17 protein-coding genes are annotated in these 17,996 nt (G+C 71.9%); 6 read left to right on the top strand and 11 right to left on the bottom strand.

Features of this window, described 5'->3' with window-relative positions:
- Window positions 1–5: 5 nt before the first annotated feature.
- Window positions 6–1,409 carry a MocR-like pyridoxine biosynthesis transcription factor PdxR gene (gene pdxR, locus JJ691_RS34490; protein WP_211763745.1) on the bottom strand — a complete coding sequence of 468 codons (1,404 nt, stop codon included), beginning with the start codon at window positions 1,407–1,409 and terminating at the stop codon, window positions 6–8.
- 95 nt (window positions 1,410–1,504) lie between these two features.
- Window positions 1,505–1,783, bottom strand: a complete 279-nt coding sequence (locus JJ691_RS34485) for a hypothetical protein (RefSeq protein ID WP_211763744.1) — start codon at window positions 1,781–1,783, stop codon at window positions 1,505–1,507.
- 244 nt (window positions 1,784–2,027) lie between these two features.
- On the opposite strand from JJ691_RS34485, the gene JJ691_RS34480 reads away from it, so the two are divergent.
- Window positions 2,028–2,957: a DMT family transporter gene (locus JJ691_RS34480; protein ID WP_211763743.1), complete on the top strand. Its 930-nt coding sequence runs from the start codon at window positions 2,028–2,030 to the stop codon at window positions 2,955–2,957.
- Here JJ691_RS34480 and JJ691_RS34475 read toward each other — a convergent pair.
- Window positions 2,896–4,293: a class II fumarate hydratase gene (locus JJ691_RS34475; RefSeq protein WP_211763742.1), complete on the bottom strand. Its 1,398-nt coding sequence runs from the start codon at window positions 4,291–4,293 to the stop codon at window positions 2,896–2,898. The genes JJ691_RS34480 and JJ691_RS34475 overlap by 62 nt on opposite strands.
- A gap of 166 nt (window positions 4,294–4,459) precedes the next feature.
- Here JJ691_RS34475 and JJ691_RS34470 point away from each other — a divergent pair, with 166 nt between their 5' ends.
- Window positions 4,460–5,440 carry an NAD(P)/FAD-dependent oxidoreductase gene (locus JJ691_RS34470; protein ID WP_211763741.1) on the top strand — a complete coding sequence of 327 codons (981 nt, stop codon included), beginning with the start codon at window positions 4,460–4,462 and terminating at the stop codon, window positions 5,438–5,440.
- On the opposite strand, the gene JJ691_RS34465 is transcribed toward JJ691_RS34470, so the two are convergent.
- Window positions 5,441–6,046: a L,D-transpeptidase gene (locus JJ691_RS34465; protein WP_249227200.1), complete on the bottom strand. Its 606-nt coding sequence runs from the start codon at window positions 6,044–6,046 to the stop codon at window positions 5,441–5,443. It lies immediately after the preceding gene.
- Window positions 6,047–6,161: 115 nt separating this feature from the next.
- Window positions 6,162–7,208, bottom strand: coding sequence for a class II fructose-bisphosphatase (gene glpX / locus JJ691_RS34460; RefSeq protein WP_211763740.1), 1,047 nt, complete (start codon window positions 7,206–7,208; stop codon window positions 6,162–6,164).
- 141 nt (window positions 7,209–7,349) lie between these two features.
- On the opposite strand from glpX, the gene JJ691_RS34455 reads away from it, so the two are divergent.
- Complete coding sequence (locus JJ691_RS34455) at window positions 7,350–7,964, top strand: DUF4245 domain-containing protein (protein WP_211763739.1); 615 nt, start codon at window positions 7,350–7,352, stop codon at window positions 7,962–7,964.
- On the opposite strand, the gene JJ691_RS34450 is transcribed toward JJ691_RS34455, so the two are convergent.
- From JJ691_RS34450 to JJ691_RS34435, 4 genes are read right to left on the bottom strand one after another with little or no spacing between them, the layout of a single operon-like run.
- A complete protein-coding gene (locus JJ691_RS34450; protein ID WP_211763738.1) occupies window positions 7,961–8,176 on the bottom strand; it encodes an exodeoxyribonuclease VII small subunit in 216 nt (71 codons plus the stop codon). The two genes, JJ691_RS34455 and JJ691_RS34450, sit on opposite strands and share 4 nt — an antisense overlap.
- Entirely contained in the window at window positions 8,173–8,607 is a 435-nt protein-coding gene (locus JJ691_RS34445) for a sugar ABC transporter substrate-binding protein (RefSeq protein ID WP_211763737.1), read from the bottom strand. The genes JJ691_RS34450 and JJ691_RS34445 overlap by 4 nt, the downstream gene beginning before the upstream one ends.
- A 2-nt stretch (window positions 8,608–8,609) precedes the next feature.
- Window positions 8,610–9,857, bottom strand: a complete 1,248-nt coding sequence (xseA, locus tag JJ691_RS34440; RefSeq protein ID WP_211763736.1) for an exodeoxyribonuclease VII large subunit — start codon at window positions 9,855–9,857, stop codon at window positions 8,610–8,612.
- Window positions 9,854–10,408, bottom strand: coding sequence for a lipid droplet-associated protein (locus JJ691_RS34435; protein ID WP_211763735.1), 555 nt, complete (start codon window positions 10,406–10,408; stop codon window positions 9,854–9,856). Before JJ691_RS34435 ends, xseA begins: the two co-directional genes overlap by 4 nt.
- A 113-nt stretch (window positions 10,409–10,521) precedes the next feature.
- Between JJ691_RS34435 and JJ691_RS34430 the strand changes: the two genes are divergently transcribed.
- A complete protein-coding gene (locus JJ691_RS34430; RefSeq protein WP_211763734.1) occupies window positions 10,522–11,493 on the top strand; it encodes a 4-hydroxy-3-methylbut-2-enyl diphosphate reductase in 972 nt (323 codons plus the stop codon).
- Between the two features lie 195 nt (window positions 11,494–11,688).
- On the opposite strand, the gene JJ691_RS34425 is transcribed toward JJ691_RS34430, so the two are convergent.
- Both JJ691_RS34425 and JJ691_RS34420 read right to left on the bottom strand, forming a co-directional pair.
- Window positions 11,689–12,468 (bottom strand): DUF6542 domain-containing protein, encoded by a 780-nt coding sequence (locus JJ691_RS34425; RefSeq protein WP_331474290.1) that lies wholly within the window; start codon window positions 12,466–12,468, stop codon window positions 11,689–11,691.
- Between the two features lie 209 nt (window positions 12,469–12,677).
- The gene (locus JJ691_RS34420; RefSeq protein WP_211763732.1) at window positions 12,678–13,649 is read right to left on the bottom strand and encodes a DNA recombination protein RmuC; all 972 of its coding nucleotides are present in this window, start codon (window positions 13,647–13,649) and stop codon (window positions 12,678–12,680) included.
- 276 nt (window positions 13,650–13,925) lie between these two features.
- Between JJ691_RS34420 and JJ691_RS34415 the strand changes: the two genes are divergently transcribed.
- Both JJ691_RS34415 and JJ691_RS34410 read left to right on the top strand, forming a co-directional pair.
- A complete protein-coding gene (locus JJ691_RS34415; RefSeq protein WP_211763731.1) occupies window positions 13,926–15,050 on the top strand; it encodes an exonuclease SbcCD subunit D in 1,125 nt (374 codons plus the stop codon).
- A complete protein-coding gene (locus JJ691_RS34410) occupies window positions 15,047–17,968 on the top strand; it encodes an AAA family ATPase (RefSeq protein ID WP_211763730.1) in 2,922 nt (973 codons plus the stop codon). Before JJ691_RS34415 ends, JJ691_RS34410 begins: the two co-directional genes overlap by 4 nt.
- Window positions 17,969–17,996: the final 28 nt, after the last annotated feature.

Here is a 17,996-nt window from a genome sequence, read left to right as displayed (position 1 = left end):
CATGGTCAAGAAGCTATGTCCGCAATCAGATCCACGGCCGACCGGAGGCGATCCGGGCCGAGCGACGCGTAGCCGACGACCAGACCCGGGTAGGGCGCGATCCGTCCACTCGGGACGTAGCCGGACAGCGCCATCGCGTTGACCCCGCTCGCGGCGAGTGCCCGCTGGAGAGCGGTGTCGTCCACGCCGTCCGGCAGCCGCAGCACCACGTGCAGACCCGCCGCCACACCGACGGCCTGCCACGAGGGCAGCCGTTCCGACACCGCTGCGAGCAACGCGTCCCGACGACGCCGGTACAGCGTCCTGGTCCGCCGCAGATGCCGTTCGTACCCACCCGTCCGCAGCAGGTGGGTGAGCGCGGCCTGGGGGAGCGGGCTGCCACCGAGGTCGTTGTAGTGCTTGGCGTCGATGACGGCTGGGCGTAGCGCGGACGGCGCGATCAGCCACCCGATGCGCAGCGCCGGCGACAGCACCTTGCTGACGCTGCCGAGGTAGGCCACCCGCGTGGGGTCCAGTGCCTGCACCGCGCCCATGGCGTGCCGGTCGTACCGGTGCTCGGCGTCGTAGTCGTCCTCCAGGACCAGCCCGTGACACGCGCGGGCCCATGCGACCAGCGCCCGCCGGCGCTGGGGGTGTAGCACAGTGCCGAGCGGGAACTGGTGCGCCGACGTCACGTGCACGACGCGGCAGCCGGTCGAGGCCAGTTCGTCGACGCGGATGCCGTGGCAGTCGACCGTGACCGGAACCGGCCGCAGGCCGTGCGCCGCGAACAGCTCGGCCTGGCCTAGGTGGCCGGGGCACTCGAGGGCGACGCTGGTGTGGCCGGCGGCCCGCAGCACGCGGGCCATGAGGGTCAGGCCTTCGGCGACGCCGTGGGTGATCACGACGTCCTCGGGACCGGCCGCTACCGCACGGACCCGGCTCAGGTAGCCGGCCAGTTCGGACCGGAGTTCGGCGAGCCCCGCGTAGTCGGGGTAGCCGAGTGCCTCGTCGGGCAGCGTGGCCAGGCCTGCTCGGGTCGCCGCGACCCACTCGGCGCGGGGAAACGCACCCAGCGCCGGGATGCCGGGTCGCAGGTCGTAGTGCCAGCGGGCCGGTCGGCTCGGTGTGGTCGCCGCGGGCGCGGCGCCACACTCGGTGTCGGCGACCAGGGTGCCAGAACCGTGCCGTGCGACCAGGTAGCCCTCGGCGATCAGCTGGGCGTATCCGGCGGTGACGGTGCCCCGGGCGATGCCGAGCTGGCCGGCGAGGTCGCGGCTGGACGGCAGCCGGGTGCCCGGCTGCAGGCGGCCGGTTCGGATGGCCTCACGGAGTGCCGACTCCAGGGCTCGGCCGCGGGAGCGGACGGGCTCGGCCGAGACAGCGGGCAGCAGCAGTTCGCGGGTGGACGGTGTCGTGTTCGAGGTCATGAGTACGGCGGTCCGCCGCCGGGCGGTTGTCGGTCGACTGGGGACACCAGTCGAGCATGCCCGAGAACCACCCGCCGGCCAGGGCCCGCACGTGCTCACGCGGCGGCCTGGGCTCCGGTCATGAGCGCTCGGCCGGCGGCGGTCAGCACGGCTGGCACCCGCTGGTCGGGCGGGCCCGGCCGGCCTGGGCGGATCAAGCCCTGGTGCGCCAGCGTGTGAGCGGTGAACTGGTCGCAGCACGGCACGCCGTCCACGAACAGGTCCGGCTCGGCGCTGCAGGTCAGCTGAGCCCGGCCGGCGTCGATGGCGCGCAGCATGGCCAGCACGCGGTGGTTCACCGCGGGCGGTTGTGACGTCGCGTGCGGTGCGGTCATGTCGGTCCTCCCAATGCGGTGGCCGCCTTGTGACGGCGGCCACACCCCCACCTAGCAAGAGGGCGAACCGGTCGCCGAGATGCGTTGCCGACCTGGTCAGTCCGCACGACTTGGGCAAACCTGCGGTCTGGTGCGGCCCTCGGTCGGGCTCGGTTGTTCGAGCCCGTGGAGACCGCAAGTGGTCCGCCAGCAAGAGCGTCAAGTGGTGCAGGTACGCGGACCAGTCGCGCGCAGACTGGGGGACATGGCGAACACGGGGGACCTCAGGGCGGTCGCGTTCGGCGCGACGAGCATCCTGCTGGTCGGCGCGTCCTTCCCGGTGACCGGGCTGCTGGAGGGCTACCCGGTGCTGTCCGGGCAGGCGATCCGGTACGCGATCGGCGGGCTGATCCTGCTCGGCGTGTTGTTGGCGCGCGGGCGGCGGCTGCCGCGGCCGGGTCTGCGCGACCTGGCTGGCCTGCTCGGCATGGTCGTCGCCGGCATGCTCGGCTTCAACGCGGCCATCCTGATCGCCGAGCGCTATGCCACGCCGGGATTTGTCACGGCCGTGGTCGGCTGCACGCCGCTGGTGCTCGCGATCGCGGTGCCACTGCTGGGAAAGCGCCGTCCGGCGATGGCCGCTGTCCTGGGTGCCGCGATCGTGGTCGGTGGTGTCGCGGTGTTGACCGGCGGTGGCTCGTGGCACGGACCGGGACTGCTGCTCGCCTTGGCCTGCATGGCCGGCGAAGTGTTGTTCACGCTGTGCGGAATTGGGCCGGTGCAACGGTTAGGTGCGATGGAAGCGTCCACGTGGGCCAGTTTCATCGCGGCTGCCGGCGGAGCCGTCATCGCGACCATTGTGGACGGTGGCGGCGCGTGGCGGATGCCGACCCTGAGCGAGGGAACGGCGTTGGTGGTGTTGGGAGTCTTCGTCACCGCCGTCGCGTTCAGCGGCTGGTACACGTGCGTGGCGGCGATCGGCGCGGACCGTGCGGGCGTGCTCGTCGGGCTGATGCCCGTGTCCGGCCTCATCGTGTCGGTGCTGCTGCACGCTCAGGCGTTGACCGTTACGGCGGTGGTGGGTGCTGCCGCCGTAGCCGGCGGCTGCACCCTCGGTCTCTACCGCCGCCGGGTCAGCGACCGCCGCGAGCCATCCGAAGCACGTCCAGTGCCTCGTCCAGTTGCTCGACAGTGATCCGGCCGGCGTCGACGTGCCCACGGGCCAGCACGACGTCGCGGATGGTGCGCCGTTCCTTCAAAGCCTGCTTGGCGATCGACGCCGCCTCCTCGTAGCCGAGATACCGGTTCAGGGGCGTGACCACTGAGGGGGAGGACTCCGCGTACTCGCGCATCCGGTCCACGTCGGGCACCGCGCCGGCGATCACCTTGTCGGCCAACAGACGCGCCACGGCGGCCAGCAGTCGGGCCGACTCCAGCACATTGCGGGCGATCACCGGCAGCATCACGTTCAGCTCGAAGTTGCCCTGGGTGCCGGCGAAGGCGACCGCCGCGTCGTTGCCGATCACCTGGGCGACGACCATCATGGTCGCCTCCGAGATCACCGGGTTGACCTTGCCCGGCATGATCGACGATCCCGGCTGGAGGTCGGGCAGCGCCAGCTCGGCCAGCCCCGTCCGCGGCCCGGAGCCCAGCCAGCGCAGATCGTTGGCGATCTTGAACAGGGACACCGCGACGGTGCGCAGCTGGCCGGAGATCTCCACCACACCGTCCCGGCTGGCCTGCGCCTCGATGTGGTCGCGGGCCTCGGTCAGCGGAAGTCCAGTCAGCGAGGCCAGTTCCGCCGCGACGGCGGCCCCGAAGCCCTCCGGCGCGTTGAGCCCGGTGCCCACGGCCGTGCCGCCGATCGGCAGCTCGCCCAGCCGCGGCAGGCTCGCCTGCAGCCGCTCGACGCCGTAGGCGACCTGCGACGCCCACCCCCCGGCCTCCTGGCCGAGCGTGATCGGCACCGCGTCCATCAGGTGCGTACGGCCCGACTTCACCAGGTCGCCCCACTCCTGCGACCGCTTGCGCAGCACGGCGACCAGGTGCTCCAGCGCCGGCACGACATCGCGCACGACGGCCTCGGTGGCCGCGACGTGGATCGTCGTCGGGAAGGTGTCGTTGGACGACTGGGAGGCGTTCACGTGATCGTTGGGATGCACGTCACGGCCCAGCGCCCGGGTGGCGAGGGTGGCGATCACCTCGTTGGCGTTCATGTTCGACGAGGTGCCGGAGCCGGTCTGGAACACGTCGATCGGGAAGTGCTCGTCGTGCCGACCGTCGGCGACTTCGCGCGCCGCGGCCACGATCGCGTCGGCCATGTCCTCCGGCAGCACGCCCAGCTGCTGGTTCACGGTGGCGGCCGCGGCTTTGAGCAGGCCCAGCGCCCGGATCTGCGATCGCTCCAGGCCCCGTCCCGAGATGGGGAAGTTCTCCACGGCGCGCTGCGTCTGGGCGCGCCACAGCGCCTCGGCGGGCACCCTGACCTCGCCCATCGTGTCGTGCTCGATCCGGTACTGCTGCTCAGCCATGCTTCGAGTCTGGACCTCCGTGCGGGCCCCGGCAGCGTGGCCTGCGGCACGCCGGGGTCCCGGAATATCCGGCGATCTTCTGACACTCGCACCGGAGACCGCACTAGAGTCGATGGTGTTCGCGATCACTGCCTCCCACCACAGGCGGAAAGCGGGGCCAACGGCCATGGATGACATCGAGGTTGATCTTCTGGTGGTCGGCGCCGGCCCGGTCGGGCTGTTCGCCGCCTACTACGCGGGTTTCCGGGAGCTGTCCACCGCGCTGGTGGACGCGCTACCGGAACCGGGCGGCCAGGTCACCGCGATGTATCCGGAGAAGATGATCTTCGACGTCGCCGGCTTCCCGGCGGTCCGCGGCCGCGACCTGATCAACGCGCTGGTCGAGCAGGCCGCCCAGTGGAAGCCGCGTTACCTGCTGGGTCGCCAGGCCCGCACGGTCGAGGGCGGCGAGAACGGTCTGGTCGTCGGCCTCGCGGACGGCACCACCGTGCGCGCCGGCGCGGTCCTGATCACCGCCGGCATGGGGGAGTTCAACCCGCGCCCGCTGCCGGCTGGCGATGGCTGGGTCGGCAAGGGTGTTGTGTACTTCGTGCCCTCGCTGGAGGCGCACGTCGGCCAGGACGTGGTGATCGTCGGTGGCGGCGATTCCGCGTTCGACTGGGCGCTGGCGCTGCACGGGATCGCCAACAGCGTCACCCTCGTGCACCGCCGCGCGGCGTTCCGGGCCCACCCGGCCACCGTCACCAAGGTGCGCGAACTCGGCGTGCCGATCATCACCGACGCCCAGGTCACCGAGCTGCGCGGCGGCGACAACGGCCTGCTGGCCGAGGTGGAGATCGAGGTCAAGGGCGGCGGCCGCAAGGTGCTGCCGGCCCAGACCGCCGTCGCCGCCCTGGGCTTCACCGCCGACCTCGGGCCGATCGAGTCCTGGGGGCTGGAGCTGGACCACCGCGCGGTGTCCGTCGACACGACCATGCGCACCGCGCGGGCCCGGGTCTACGCCGCCGGCGACGTCGCCACGTACCCGGGCAAGGTCAAGCTGATCGCCACCGGCTTCGGCGAGGCCGCGACCGCGGTCAACAACCTGGCCGTGGAGCTGAACCCCGAGGCGCACCTGTTCCCGGGGCACTCCAGCAACGAGGGCTGATCAGGCGACGACCTCGACCGGGTCGCCGACGTCCAGCGTCGCGTAGAACTTCGCGGACGCCGTCATCGACAGGTGCACGCAGCCGGCCGACGGCCGGCTCAGGCTGCCCTCGTGGAAGGCGATGCCGCCGGCCGCGAAGAACACCGAGTTCTCCATGGGCGCGTTGTTGAACTCGCTGCTCTTGTGGTGCTTGTCCTTCCACTCCACGTGGAAGAAGCCGTTCGGGGTCGGCTCGGACGCCTTGCCCGGCATCATCGGCACCGGCCCGTAGCTGACCTTGCCGTCGATGATCAGCCAGGCCTGCCCGCTGCTCTTGTCCACACACGCGGCCATGGTCGCCAGGCACGGCGTGCCCGGCGCCTTGCCGACCGGCTTGGGCTTCGTGGTGGTGGTCGGCCGCACCGTCGTGGTCGTGGTGGTCGGTGGCGGAGTCGTGGTGGTCGTCGTGGGCGCCACCGTCGTGGTCGTGGTGGTGGTCGTCGTCGCGCTGGCCGACGTGCTCGCCGGTGACGCGTCGGACGCCAGGTCCACCCCGGTCGAGCACGCCGTCATCAGCGTGGTGGCGCCCACGGCGGCCAGCGCCAGCGCGATCTTGTTCACCCGCACGCGACTCTCCCCTGCAACACCCGGCGGCACGTCGATCATCAGCAACGACGCGACACTGTATGCGGGGGTTGTCGCGAGAACTCCGTTACTTCGTAACGGTTGGAGCTCCGATTGGCTACGGCAGCGGCGGCAGGGCGTCCCCCTCGGCCAAACGGCCGAAGTCCACATTGGAGTACTCGCGCAGCTTGGTCAGCCGGTGGAAGCCCTCGATCACCCGCACGGTGCCGGACTTGGAGCGCATCAGGATCGAGTGCGTGGTGCAGCCGCCGGCCCGGTACTGCACGCCGCGCACCAGGCTGCCGTCGGTCACGCCGGTGGCGCAGAAGAACACGTTGTCGCCGCGGACCAGGTCCTCGGTGGTGAGCACGCGGGTCAGGTCGTGCCCGGCGTCGAGGGCCTTCTGCCGCTCTGCGTCGTCACGCGGCCACAGCCGGCCCTGGATCTCGCCGCCCATGCACTTCATGGCGCACGCCGTGATGATGCCCTCCGGCGTGCCGCCGACGCCCAGCAGCAGGTCCACACCGGTGCCCGGCCGCGCCGCCGAGATCGCGCCGGCCACGTCGCCGTCGGCGATGAAGTGGATCCGGGCCCCGGCCTCGCGGACCTCCTTGACCAGCTGCTCGTGGCGGGGCCGGTCCAGGATGCACACCGTGACGTCCTCGACGCCGCCGTGCTTGGCCTTCGCCACCCGGCGGATGTTCTCCGACACCGGCGCGGTCAGGTCGATCACGTCCGCGGCCTCGGGGCCGGCGGCGATCTTCTCCATGTAGAACACGGCCGACGGGTCGTACATGGCGCCGCGTTCGGCCACGGCGAGCACCGCGACGGCGTTGGGCATGCCCTTGCTCATCAGCGTGGTGCCGTCCACCGGGTCGACGGCGACGTCGCAGTCCGGCCCGTCGCCGTTGCCGACCTCCTCGCCGTTGTACAGCATGGGCGCCTCGTCCTTCTCGCCCTCGCCGATCACGACCACGCCTCGCATCGACACCGTGCCGATGAGCTTGCGCATGGCGTCCACCGCGGCGCCGTCGCCGCCGTTCTTGTCGCCCCTGCCCACCCAGCGGCCGGCGGCCATCGCGGCGGCCTCGGTCACCCGGACCAGTTCCATCGCGAGGTTGCGGTCGGGGGCCTCCGGCGCGCGCCGGGGCTCGGTGGTGGTCATGGCGGCCTCCCTGTGCTGCTTGTGGCAGGACTACCCGAAAATCCTCGCAGATCACCCGCCCCGGACCGGTCCGTGATCGATTCCGCGGTGAGAAACAGCACCCGGTGCGGCCCCGGCCCGCCAGCTTGAGACGATGGCTGGGTGCCCGACACGCAGACGCCCACGCCACCGAAGCCCGGACGCGGCGCGCAGACCGCCCGCGACATGGTGCTGTCGCTGGCCGCGCTGCTGCTGATCCTGCTGGCGGTGCTGGGCTTCAGCAACGCCTGCCAGTTCAGTCCGGGCGGACCGACCATCAACACCAGCGCGGTGCCGTCCGTGGACGTGCACTCCGCGCTGTCGGGCGTCGCGTCCGGCCTGGACCTGCCGGTGCGGGAACCGAAGCTGCCCGCGGGCTGGCGCGCCAACTCGACCGACACGATCTCCATCGGCGCCGGCGACCAGGCTCGGCCGGTGGTCCGGGTCGGTTGGCTGGCCCCGGCCGGCGGCTTCCTGCGGCTGTCCCAGACGCAGGGCGGGGCCCGCGAGCTGATCGCCTCGGAGACCGACGACCCGAAGTCGGAGCCGGCCGCGACCGGCACCATCGACGTGGCCGGCGTGAACTGGACGATCTACCCGGCCCGCCGCGACGAGACGTCCTGGCTGGCCGAGGTCGGCGGGGTGCGGCTGCTGATCTCCGGCAACGGCAAGGACGCCGACTTCCGGACGCTGGCCCAGGCCGCGCAGACCGCGACGCCCCTACCCAAGAAGTCCTAGCCCTCGGCGACGTCCTCCTCGACGACCGCGAGCGCCGTCTCCACCCGCTGCCGGGCACCGGCCAGGTGGGCCTCGCAGACCTTGGCCAGGGCCTCGCCGCGCTCCCACAGCGCCAGCGAGTCCTCCAGCGACAGTCCACCCGCCTCCAGCTTGCGGACAACCTCGGCCAACTCGTCGCGCGCGGCCTCGTAGCCGAGCGTCGGTTCCGTCATGTCGCGCTGGTTCCCATCTGGCTCTGCACCCGGACCACAACCGCCGCGACGGCCTGGTCGTACCCGACGAACGCCTCGGCGAACTCGGCGCCGTCGCCGTCCTGCGCCGCCTCGCCGATGCGGTCCTCGGCATCGGCCACGCGGCGCCGGTGCACCGAACCGTCGCCGTACCACCACTGCGTCCCCACGTAGACCGAAGTCGCCTCGGTCAGCTCGCGGAGACGCGAGGGTAACGCCCGGCGGCCGGGGTAGTCGCAGCCGGCCAGCATGGCGGTCCAGGTGTCCACGGCGGCCGTGTTCGCGGCCTCGGCGCAGTACTGCACGACCCGGGCGCTCCGGGTCAGCTCGGACTGTTCGGGGTTGTCGGCCGCGGCTCGCGCGGTGGCCACCGTCAACGGGAGGAACGTGGGCTCACGCGCCGGGTATGGCACCCCTACCTCCGCTCACGGGTGTCGTCGTCGGGCACGACGGCACGGATCGCCCCGTCAACGAGCCGCACCCGCAGCTGTGTTCCCGGCGGGGCGTCGTCCACGGACCGGAGCACGGAGGTGGCCCCGTCCTCGGCCACGCTCTGCACCACGGCGTATCCACGCGCCAGCGTGGCGGCTGGTCCGAGGGTCGTCAAGCGTGCGCGGACGGCCGACTGGGCACTTTCCTCGCTGCTCAGCATCGACCGGATCTCCCGCCGGCCGCGGTCACGCAACGCGGTCACGTCGTCGGCCCGCCGCCGCAGCGGCGTGAACGGGTCGGCCAGCGCCGGGCGGCTGCGCAGCGCGTCCAGCAGCCGCCGCTCGCGGTCCACCCAGCCGTGCAGCGCCCGCCGGGTGCGGTCGCGCAGCTGGCGGATCCGCTGCGTCTCCTCGGCGACGTCGGGCACGACCCGCTTGCCGGCGTCGGTCGGCGTGGAACACCGCAGGTCGGCGACGTGATCCAGCAGCGGCGTGTCCGGCTCGTGGCCGATCGCGCTGATCACCGGCGTGCCGCAGGCGGAGACCGCCCGGCACAGCGTCTCGTCGGAGAACGGCAGCAGGTCCTCGACGCTGCCGCCGCCGCGGGCGATCACGATGACGTCCACGTCGGGGTCGGCGTCCAGCGTCTTCAGGGCGGTCATCACCTGCGGGACGGCGGTCGTGCCCTGCACCGCGACGTTGATCACCCGGAAGTGCGCCGCCGGCCACCGGCCGCGGGCGTTGGTCAGCACGTCGCGCTCGGCGGCCGAGGCACGGCCGGTGATCAGCCCGATGGTGTGCGGCAGGAACGGCAGCGGCCGCTTGCGGCGCGGGTCGAACAGGCCTTCGGCGGCCAGCAGCCGGCGCAGCCGCTCGATGCGGGCCAGCAGCTCGCCCACGCCGACCTGGCGGATCTCGTCCACCCGCAGGCTCAGCGTGCCGCGGCCGGTGTAGTAGCTGGGCTTGCCGTGCACCACCACGCGGCTGCCGTCGGTCAGCGCCGGCTCCATGCTGCGGACCAGCTGCGTCGAGCACGTCACCGAGATCGACACGTCCGCGCTGGTGTCCCGCAGCGTGAGGAAGGCGGTGGCGGTGCCCGGGCGGGCCGAGATCTGGGTGACCTGTCCCTCCACCCAGACGGCGCCGAGCCGGTTGATCCAGTCGGCGATCTTGCGGGTGACCGTGCGCACCGGCCAGGGCTGCTCGGCGGTGGTCGGGCCGGGAGCGGTCACGAGTCGGCGTTCTCCTGAGCCCGGACGGTGGCGATACGCCTGGTCAGCATGCCCAGGTAGGCCGGGCGCGCGGCGTGCTCGCGCTCGTAGGCCTGCAGCTGCTCCAGGTCGTCCAGGGTGAGCCGGCGCAGCCGGGCCCGCAGCTGCGGCACCGACAGCTCGTCGTACTCCGGCAGCGCGGCCGGGCCACCGGAGGCGACCTCGTCCTCGTCGCCGGTGTCCTCGTGCTCCGACACGGCCCGTTCCTCGGCCAGCCAGGGGTCGTTGAACTCGGGCTGGACCGGGGCCGCCGGGGTGGGCTCCTCCTCGTCCTCGTCGAAGGTCGCCCATTCGGGGGTCTCCTCGACCGGACGCAGCGAGGCCAGCGCGTCGTCACCCTTGATCGCCAGCTCGGTGACCCGCTGCTGCACCCGCATGGACAGCTGCAGCGCCTGGGAGACGACCGTCACCGGCAGCCCGGTCAGTTGCTCCGGGAGCTTGCGCGCCTGCTCGACCGCGGTGACCGCGAGCCCGGCGGCGATGCGCACCGGCAGCGGCAGTGACGACTTCATGGCGTCTAGCCTGCCCCAGTCGGCCCGTCCTGCCCAGTTTTCGGTGGCGAACGGGTGACGAAACGAACGCCGCTCGCGCGGAGTGCTCGTCCGCGCGCCGCTACCCTTGGGCCATGACCCCGTCAAGCCCAGCTGCTGACCGGCCCAAGCGCGTCTTCCTCGCCAAGCCACGCGGCTACTGCGCGGGCGTGGACCGGGCCGTGGTGACCGTGGAGAAGGCGCTGGAGACCTACGGCGCCCCCGTCTACGTGCGCAAGGAGATCGTGCACAACAAGTACGTCGTGGAGACGCTCCAGGACCGCGGCGCGATCTTCGTGGACGAGACCGACGAGGTGCCGGAGGGGGCGCTCGTGGTGTTCTCCGCGCACGGCGTGTCGCCGGCCGTGCACGAGGAGGCGGCCGCCCGCAACCTGCGCACCATCGACGCCACCTGCCCGCTGGTGACCAAGGTGCACCAGGAGGCCAAGCGCTTCGCCCGTGACGACTACGACATCCTGCTCATCGGCCACGAGGGCCACGAGGAGGTCGAGGGCACCGCCGGCGAGGCTCCCGAGCACGTGCAGCTCGTGGACACCGCCGAGGACGTGGCCAAGGTCGAGGTCCGCGACCCGTCCAAGGTCATCTGGCTGTCCCAGACCACGCTGTCGGTGGACGAGACCATGGTCCGGGTCGAGCAGCTCAAGCAGCGCTTCCCGGACCTGCAGGCCCCGCCGAGCGACGACATCTGCTACGCCACGCAGAACCGCCAGGTCGCGGTGAAGGCGATGGCTCCCGAGTGCGACCTGGTGATCGTGGTCGGCTCGCAGAACTCGTCCAACTCCAAGCGGTTGGTCGAGGTCGCGCTGCAGCACGGCGCGCAGGCGTCCTACCTGATCGACTACGCCAAGGAGATCGACGAGGCGTGGCTGGACGGCGTCCGCACGGTCGGCGTGACCAGCGGCGCGTCCGTGCCGGACATCCTGGTCCACGAGGTGCTGGCCTATCTCGCCGAACGCGGCTGGGGCGACGTCGAAGAGGTCACCACCGCCAACGAGAAGATCGCCTTCCAGCTGCCCCGCGAGCTCCGCAAGGACTTGGTTCGCTAACCACTCTTCGCTCGTGATTTGTCCGCCCGGTGACCGTTGCGAGGCCCCGCCGGTGCTTCGCACGGTTGGCGGATTTCGGCCGCCGCCACCCGACGCACGCCCCGCCCGAGCCGGATGCGGCGGGCGAAATCCGGCAAGGGCGAGGCGTCGGCTACCCGGGGGCCGAGCCGCGACGCCGAAGGCGGCGCCAAAGACTCAGTAATCGTCGTCGGGACGACGGGGGCGACGCGGCGGGGGCTGCGGCGGGCGGCCCTGGCCGCCTCCACCGGGACGGCCACCGGCGCCACGGCCCGGCGCGGCCGGACGCGGCGGCACGCCACGCTGACCACCGGCGCCCGGTGCGGGACGGCCAGGAGTGGCGCCACGACCCGGCGGCGTCTGACGGGGCGGAGGTGGCGGCGGCTGCCGGTCACGGTCCATCCGCTCACGGTCCGGTCGCTCGCCACGCCCGGGAGGTGGCGGGGCTGGCCGCGTGCGCGCGCCAGCCGGCCGTGGGCCCTGGTCACGGCGCGGCGGCTCCCGGTCGCGCCCGAGGTCGCGGTCGTCACGGCTCGGCGGCTCCCGGCGCACGGACCGGGCCGCCGGCGGGAAGTCCTCGTCCTCGTCGACCTTCGGCTTGCGCTGCAGGATCAGCCGGATCGCGCCGATCACCACCGTGAGCACGGTGGCGATGGCCATCACCGGGAAGTTGCCGATCAGCGGCGGGCCGACCGCGATGGCCTTGGCCGCGAGGCCGCCGCTCCCGCCGCCGGCGAACAGCACCAGCACCACGCCGGCCACCACGATCATGATCAGTGGTGGCTGCACCATGGGCCCGAACAGACTCCGCCGGCACACGAAGGTCACGGCCAGCACGCAGCCGATCGTGTACAGGACCTGGAACGGCAGTCCCAGCGTCTTGTTCGTCAGCTCGTCGAACAGCGCCCCGACCGCGGTCAGGGCGAGCGCTGTCAAGACCGCGCCCCACCAGGGCATGGCCCGTGAGCCGAACGCGGGCGCGTCCCCCCATGAGGAGGTCCGCGGCTCAGTGTCAAGATCGCTTCGGCGATCGCGCGTGGCGGTCACGAGACGACACGGTAGCCCGTTTGTGTCGCGAAGCTTGTGAACGCTCCGTGAGAATCAGCGGCAGTCACCCCTCCGTGCTGCCGGTAGTGCCCCTGTGAGCGGCGAAAACCGCCAGTTGATCACCCCCCGTCCGATGTTTGCTCACTGTTAAGCGGTTCGGCCATCGGGGTAAACGGGCCAGCCGTGACCTCGTCCGCGCGCCGCACCGTCGTCAGCGGCGTCGGGCTGCCGGCCGCGTCGGTCAGCGGCTGCACCGCGCCTCGGAACCCCTCCAGCGCGTCCAGCTCGCGCCGTCGCGCCGACAGGAAGCGCTGCAGATGCGTGCTCGACAGGTTGACGGAGTCGATCGCCGTGTTCGCCGCCCGGTGTGCCACCGAGGCCTGGCTGCGCACCTGGTCCACGTCGTCGGCGATGGCCCGCTCCGTCGCCGCGAACAGCGCTGCCGAGGCCAGCACCGCGAACCCGGTCGGGCCGCACAGGAACACCCGGCGGTCCAGCAGCCAGCGCAGCAGCTCGGGATCGGTGTCCATGGCCGCCACCACCGCCGCGTCCGAGGGCACGAACATCACCGTGCCGTAGATCGCGTCGGCCCAGCGGGCGTAGCCCTTGCCCGCCAGCTCCGCCGCCCGCGACCGGATGTTGCGCACGTGCACCCGCAGCGCGTCTGCCCGCTCGTCGGCGTCGTCGGTCTCCATCGCCTCGGCCCAGACGACCATGCTCATCTTGGCGTCCACCGGCACCTGCCGGCCGCCGCCGACCGCGAGCACCAGGTCCGGCCGGACCGTGCCGCCGCCGGCCAGGTCCGTCTGCAACGTGAAGTGCAGGCCTTCCCGCAGCCCCAGCGTGCGGGCCGTCTCGACCAGCACCTGCTCGCCGAGTTCACCCCTTCCGGTGATCGAGGAGAACGCCACCTCATACCGGCGCAGCGTCGCCTGCTGCCGGTCGAACCGCGCGCGCTCGGCCTCCACCGCGGCGAACGCCGCATCGGTGCGACGCACGCTGTCCTGGTACATCCGCCACAACAGCACCAGGCCACCGGCCAGCAACAGGGCCAGCACGATCGCCGCCGTACTGATCACTTCGGAACTCACGAACCCACAGTGCCACCCGCCCCTGACAGTTCTGCCAGCCCCCTACAACGACTGCGAGACCGCGCCGGTGCCTGGACCGCAGCCGGATTTCGGCCGCCGCCACCCGGCGCACCCGCCACCCGAGCCGGATGCGGCGGGCTAAATCCGGCCAGGGAAGGCACCGGTCACGAGCGGCCTCGCCCCGCGCGGAACGCGCGGCATGTCTCGGTCACACATTCGAGACTCGCCGAGGCTCCTCCCGGACGTTGCCAGGTTCGGGGCCTAGCTTGAGGGGCCATGCGGGTCCTGCACACCTCCGACTGGCACGTCGGCCGCACCTTTCACGGCCGTGACCTGCTGGCCGACCAGGAGACGGTCCTCACCGGACTGGCGTCTCTGGTCGAACGCGAGCGGGTGGATGTCGTGGTGGTGGCCGGCGACCTCTACGACCGGGCGATGCCGTCGGCCGAGTCCATCGAGACCTGCGGACGGGCGCTGTCGGCGATCCGCGAAGCCGGCGCGAAGACCGTGATCACCCCCGGCAACCACGACTCGGCCCAGCGCATCGGGGTGTTCGGCAACTTCGCCGCGGCCGGCGGCCTGCACCTCAAGACCAAGCTGTCCGCGCTGGACACCCCGGTCGTGCTCGATGACGTCGCCTTCTACGGACTGCCCTATCTGGATCCGGAACCCGCCCGCCACACCCTTGGCGTCGACGGTCGCGGCCACGCCGCCGTGCTGGGTGAAGCGATGCGCCGAGTTCGTAGCGATTTACGCAACAGAAGCGGCCTTGGCACCATGGTGCTCGCCCACGCCTTCGTGACCGGCGGCGAGCCGTGCGAGTCCGAGCGCTCCATTCGCGTCGGCGGCATCGACCACGTGCCCGGCTCGGTTTTCGACGGCATCGACTACGTCGCGCTCGGCCACCTGCACGGGGCCCAGAAGCTGGCCGAGAACCTGCGCTACTCGGGCAGCCCGCTGGCCTACTCCTTCTCCGAGGCGCGGCATCGCAAGCAGGTCCTGCTGGTCGACCTTGACAGCTACGGATTGCACAACGTCACGCAGGTCGAGCTGCCTGTTCCGCGTCGGCTGGCCACCGTCAGCGGCACCCTTGACGATCTTCTCAGCGACCCCCGGCACGCCGATCTGGAAGAGTGCTACCTGTCGGTCGCGGTGACCGACCACGTACGACCCCTTGATCTGCAACGGAAGTTGCAGACGCGGTTCCCGTACGCCGTGCACGCCGAGTGGCGTCCCGACGGCGGCCGGGCCGCGGCCGACCTGCGCTACGCCGACGCCGTGCGCGGCCGCAGCGATCACCAGATCGCCGCCGGCTTCGTGCTCGACGTCCGGGGCAGCGAGCCGACCGGGTCGGAGTCGTCGTTGCTGGAACGGGCTTTCCGGGAGGTAGAAACGGAATGAGGTTGCACCGCTTGGAGTTGTCCGCCTTCGGCCCCTACGCGGGCCGTGAGGCGGTGGACTTCGACCTGCTCGGCGCCGACGGCCTTTTCCTGCTGCATGGGGAAACCGGCGCCGGCAAGACGACGCTGCTCGACGCGGTGGCGTTCGCCCTGTTCGGCCGGGTGCCCGGCGCGCGAGGCGACGTCAAGCGGCTGCGCTACGACAACGCCGACCCGGACCTGCCGACCGAGGTCATGCTGGAGCTTTCCGTTCAGGGCCAACGAATTCGGCTCGCCCGGAGCCCGGAGTACGAGCGGCCCAAACGGCGCGGCGGCGGATTCACCACGCAGAAGGCGACGGCCTCGCTGACCTGGCTGAGTTCCGACGCCGAGGGCATCACCCGCAACGACGAGGTCGCCCGCACGGTGGAGCGGCTGCTCGGCATGACCGCGGAGCAGTTCTTCCAGGTCGTGCTGCTGCCCCAGGGGGAATTCGCCCGCTTCCTCCGTTCGGACACGTCCGAACGGGAGCGGCTGCTGGAGAAGCTGTTCGGCACGCAGCGTTTTCACGACGTCGAGCAGTGGTTCCGCGACCGCCGGACGTTGGCCGGGCGCAAGGTCGAGCAGCATCGCCAGCAGGTGCGGGAGCAGGTCGCTCGCACCGCGCAGGCGGCCGGCGAGCAGATGCCGGACGAGGCCGCCGAGCCGTGGCTCGCGGAATTGTCGGACCGGGTCGCCACCATGGTGTCCATGGCCGAGACATCCGAGTCCGCGAGTCGGGAACGAGTCCGGCTCGTGGAGACCGAGCTGGCGCAACGGCGTGCGCTGGCCGATCGGGTGCGCCGCCTGCGGCGGGCGACCGAGCAGTTGGCGAGTCTGCCGACCGAGGAACGAGATGGCTGGCGCGCTGAGTTGGCCGCCGCCCGACGCGCCGTGGGTGTGAAGGCCGCCCACGAAACCGAGCGCCAGGTCGAGCGTGAACTGGCCACGGTGCGAGACCGGGAGCGCGCCGGAGTGCGGCGGCTCGGCCCGGTAGTGGTCGATGACGATCCCCGCGGTCAGGCGGGACGTCTCCGCGAAGAAGCTGGATCGCTGCGGCAGCTGGTCGCCGAGGCCGAGCAGTTGGCGGCCGACCAGCGGCGGATTCGCCAGCAGGACGCCCAGCGCGAGCAGTTGGCGGCCGGCATCCGGCAGCACGCTGGAGTCCTCACGCAGCTGCCGGATCAGCTGAGCATCGCTCGGCAACGCCTCGACCAGGCCCGGGACGCCCGCACGCGGCTGGACAGTGTCGAGGACCGGTGGAAGCAGCTGTCGGAGATCGCGGTCGACGCTGATCGGCTTCCGGCGTTGGAACGTGCGTTGGAGCGGGCCGTCGCGGGCGATCGTCGAGCCGTGGACGAGCATCAGGCGGCATACGATCGGTTCCTGGATATCAGGCAGCGCCGTTTGGACGGCATGGCGTCCGAACTGGCCGCCGGGCTGGTCACCGGCGAGAGCTGCCCGGTCTGCGGCTCCGCCGAGCACCCGGCGCCGGCCCGCCCCGCTGACGGGTCGGTCACCCGGGAGCAGGACGCCGCCGCGCAACGGGCCGAGCAGGAGGCGAAGCAGCGTCGGGAGCAGGCCGCCGCACGGTTGCGGTCGGCCGAGCAGGAATGCCTGACGCTGCGGGACCGGTTGGCCGGCAAGGATCCCGAGACGCTGAAGGCCGACCTCAAGGAACTCACCGACGAGCGGGACGAGCTGCGCAAGATCGCCGCGTGGGTGGACCGGATGGTCGCCGAGGTGGCTCGGCTGGAGGACGAGACACGGCGGCAGACCGACCGGCATGCCGAGGCCGAACGGCAGCTCGCCGTGGTCGTGTCCGAGCTGACCACGTTGCGGGAGAACGTCGACGAGCGCACCGAACGCGTGCGGCTGGCTCGCGGCGAGTTCCCGGACGTGGCGGCCCGCCGCGAGCACCTGATCTCGGTCGCCGGCTCCGTCGACTTCGTCGCCGACGCCCGAGATGAGGCCGTCGGAGTGGAGAAAAGGCTTACGGCGCAACGGGAAGCCATCGCGCAGGCCGCTGTGGCGGCCGGTTTCGACGCTGTTGCCGCGGCTATCGCCGCCGTGCGTTCCGACCAGGCGATCGCTGGCTTGGAGCGACGGTTGGAGGAGGTCCAAGCGGTTGAGGACTCGGCACGCGGTGTGCTGGCCGAGCCTGAACTGGTTGGCATGGACCCGGCCACCGAGGTCGACGTCACGACGGTCGAAGCCGAGGCGGTGCAGGCCCGCGCCGCGCTGGAGGCCGACGTCGCCGCGCTGCGTGCGGCACAACAGCGGCGAACCGAGCTCACCGAACAGGGCACCCGGCTGCGATCGATGTGGGTTTCGCTCGGCCCGGTGCTGGCCGAGTTCGAGGAGCTGGACGCCCTGACCGACGTGGTCAACGGTCGCGGTCAGAACGCCCGTGCCATGTCCCTGCGGTCGTACGTGCTGGCCGCCCGGCTGGAGGAGGTCGCCGTCGCCGCCTCCCGCCGGCTGCGCCGGATGAGCCAGGGCCGATACGAGTTCGTGCACTCCGACGCCGCCGGCCCGCGCGGCACCCGGGGCGGTCTCGGGCTCGACGTGCTCGACGACTACACCGGTCGGATCCGGCCGGCCAAGACCTTGTCCGGCGGCGAGTCCTTCCTCGCCTCGCTGGCCCTCGCGCTGGGCCTGGCCGACGTGGTCGCCGCCGAGACCGGGGGCGCGCTGCTGGACACCCTCTTCGTCGACGAGGGTTTCGGCACCCTCGACCCGGAGACCCTCGACATGGTCATGGACACCCTCGACGAGCTGCGGGCCGGTGGCCGCGTTGTCGGGCTGGTCTCGCACGTCGAGGAGCTGCGGCAGCGGATCCCGACGAGGCTGCGGGTGCGCAAGGCCCGCGCCGGATCCCGAGTGGAGGTGGTCGCCTAGGCAGCCGGCTTTCGGGGGAGCCCTGTCC

This window comes from Kutzneria sp. CA-103260 (genome assembly GCF_018263855.1).
Classification (GTDB): Bacteria; Actinomycetota; Actinomycetes; order Mycobacteriales; family Pseudonocardiaceae; genus Kutzneria.
Note: the sequence above shows the minus strand (reverse complement) of the source record. Positions and strands in the feature narration are given on the sequence as shown.

What these genes read in the sequence shown, in the direction of transcription:
- JJ691_RS34435 (WP_211763735.1), bottom strand. Translation starts at nt 10,408, where the DNA reads ATGAAGTCGTCACTGCCGCTGCCGGTGCGCATCGCCGCCGGGCTCGCG.
- JJ691_RS34480 (WP_211763743.1), top strand. Translation starts at nt 2,028, where the DNA reads ATGGCGAACACGGGGGACCTCAGGGCGGTCGCGTTCGGCGCGACGAGC.
- JJ691_RS34470 (WP_211763741.1), top strand. Translation starts at nt 4,460, where the DNA reads ATGGATGACATCGAGGTTGATCTTCTGGTGGTCGGCGCCGGCCCGGTC.
- JJ691_RS34430 (WP_211763734.1), top strand. Translation starts at nt 10,522, where the DNA reads ATGACCCCGTCAAGCCCAGCTGCTGACCGGCCCAAGCGCGTCTTCCTC.
- JJ691_RS34425 (WP_331474290.1), bottom strand. Translation starts at nt 12,468, where the DNA reads ATGCCCTGGTGGGGCGCGGTCTTGACAGCGCTCGCCCTGACCGCGGTC.
- JJ691_RS34410 (WP_211763730.1), top strand. Translation starts at nt 15,047, where the DNA reads ATGAGGTTGCACCGCTTGGAGTTGTCCGCCTTCGGCCCCTACGCGGGC.
- JJ691_RS34475 (WP_211763742.1), bottom strand. Translation starts at nt 4,293, where the DNA reads ATGGCTGAGCAGCAGTACCGGATCGAGCACGACACGATGGGCGAGGTC.
- pdxR (WP_211763745.1), bottom strand. Translation starts at nt 1,409, where the DNA reads ATGACCTCGAACACGACACCGTCCACCCGCGAACTGCTGCTGCCCGCT.
- glpX (WP_211763740.1), bottom strand. Translation starts at nt 7,208, where the DNA reads ATGACCACCACCGAGCCCCGGCGCGCGCCGGAGGCCCCCGACCGCAAC.
- JJ691_RS34485 (WP_211763744.1), bottom strand. Translation starts at nt 1,783, where the DNA reads ATGACCGCACCGCACGCGACGTCACAACCGCCCGCGGTGAACCACCGC.
- JJ691_RS34415 (WP_211763731.1), top strand. Translation starts at nt 13,926, where the DNA reads ATGCGGGTCCTGCACACCTCCGACTGGCACGTCGGCCGCACCTTTCAC.
- JJ691_RS34450 (WP_211763738.1), bottom strand. Translation starts at nt 8,176, where the DNA reads ATGACGGAACCGACGCTCGGCTACGAGGCCGCGCGCGACGAGTTGGCC.